This window comes from Pseudomonas sp. W5-36 (assembly GCF_046540455.1).
Taxonomy (GTDB): Bacteria; Pseudomonadota; Gammaproteobacteria; order Pseudomonadales; family Pseudomonadaceae; genus Aquipseudomonas; species Aquipseudomonas graminis_B.
In genome coordinates this window covers 1-1,202 of record NZ_JAXCIQ010000038.1, presented here as the reverse complement: position 1 = coordinate 1,202, position 1,202 = coordinate 1, and the positions used below count along the sequence as shown (strand labels likewise).

The following is a 1,202-nucleotide window of genomic DNA, read 5'->3' as shown; positions in this document are numbered from 1 at the left end:
GGATGCTCCGATCAACTTGCCGCGCAGCGATGGCAGGTCATAATTCACCATGCACGCAGCGCTATTCCCTAAAAACGGTCTAACGCAGTGTGCGGCAGAGCGTTTTCCGCTCGGTTTTCCGTGTTAAGCGCGCAACTCACCCAAACCCATCAGTCGTTTTCGAGCCATCCACAGGTTCGACAGGGCGAACAGCGTGGTCAGTTGGGCCGTGTTTTTCATCAGCCCACGAAAGCGTACTTTCACGTAACCAAACTGGCGCTTGATGACCCGAAACGGATGCTCGACCTTGGCGCGTGTCTGCGCTTTGCAATACTCGATCTTGCGCTTGGCTTTGTACAACAGGCTGCGTTTGTTCAGCTTGGAATACGTGCTGCGCCGAGCCACAATTTGCCAGATCACGTCACGATTTTCGTGCTCTTCACGCTTCTCGACACCGGTGTAACCTGCGTCCGCATAGACCGCGTTTTCGTCCCCGTGGAGCAGTTCAGCGACTTGGGTGACATCGGCCACATTGGCAGCGGTGCCATGGACGTGATGAACCAGTCCAGACTCAACGTCAGCGCCGATGTGGGCCTTCATACCGAAGAAATACTGGTTACCCTTCTTGGTCTGATGCATCTCCGGATCACGCTCGCCGTCTTTGTTCTTGGTCGAGCTTGGGGCATGAATAATGGTCGCGTCGACGATGGTGCCCTGGCGCAGTGACAGGCCTTTTTCCTGCAAATAACCGTTGATGACCGCGAGGATGGCAGGCGCCAATTGATGCTTCTCCAGCAAGTGCCGGAAGTTCATGATCGTGGTGTCTTCAGGGATCGGCGCGCTCAGTGTCAGATGCGCGAACTGACGCATGGGCGTGATTTCGTAGAGCGCTTCTTCCATGGCCGGATCGCTGAGGGAGAACCAGTTCTGCAGCAGGTGAATGCGCAGCATGGTTTCCAGGGGGTAAGGTTTTCGACCGCCACCGGCCTTGGGGTAGAACGGCTCGATCAGGCCGAGCAGACCTGTCCAGGGCACAACCTGATCCATCTCGGCAAGGAAGCGTTCGCGGCGGGTTTGCTTGGGCTTGCCGGCGTACTCGAAGTCGGAAAAGCTCATCTGGCTCATGGGAGGCTCGGATCAGGTGGTCAGGCGATTTTCGCATACCTGGGACTTGTTCGGAGATTCCTTAGCTGATGGACTTCCAGCAAGCGGCGAAAACGCAG

The 1,202-nt window shown here is 56.6% G+C and carries 1 protein-coding gene; it reads right to left on the bottom strand.

Features of this window, described 5'->3' with window-relative positions:
* Nucleotides 1-123: 123 nt before the first annotated feature.
* Entirely contained in the window at nt 124-1,104 is a 981-nt protein-coding gene (locus SLW74_RS27470; protein ID WP_410930727.1) for an IS5 family transposase, read from the bottom strand.
* Nucleotides 1,105-1,202 lie beyond the last annotated feature (98 nt).

Bases quoted from the DNA above. Each gene is read 5' to 3' on its own strand.
- SLW74_RS27470 (WP_410930727.1), bottom strand. From the start codon at position 1,104: ATGAGCCAGATGAGCTTTTCCGACTTCGAGTACGCCGGCAAGCCCAAG.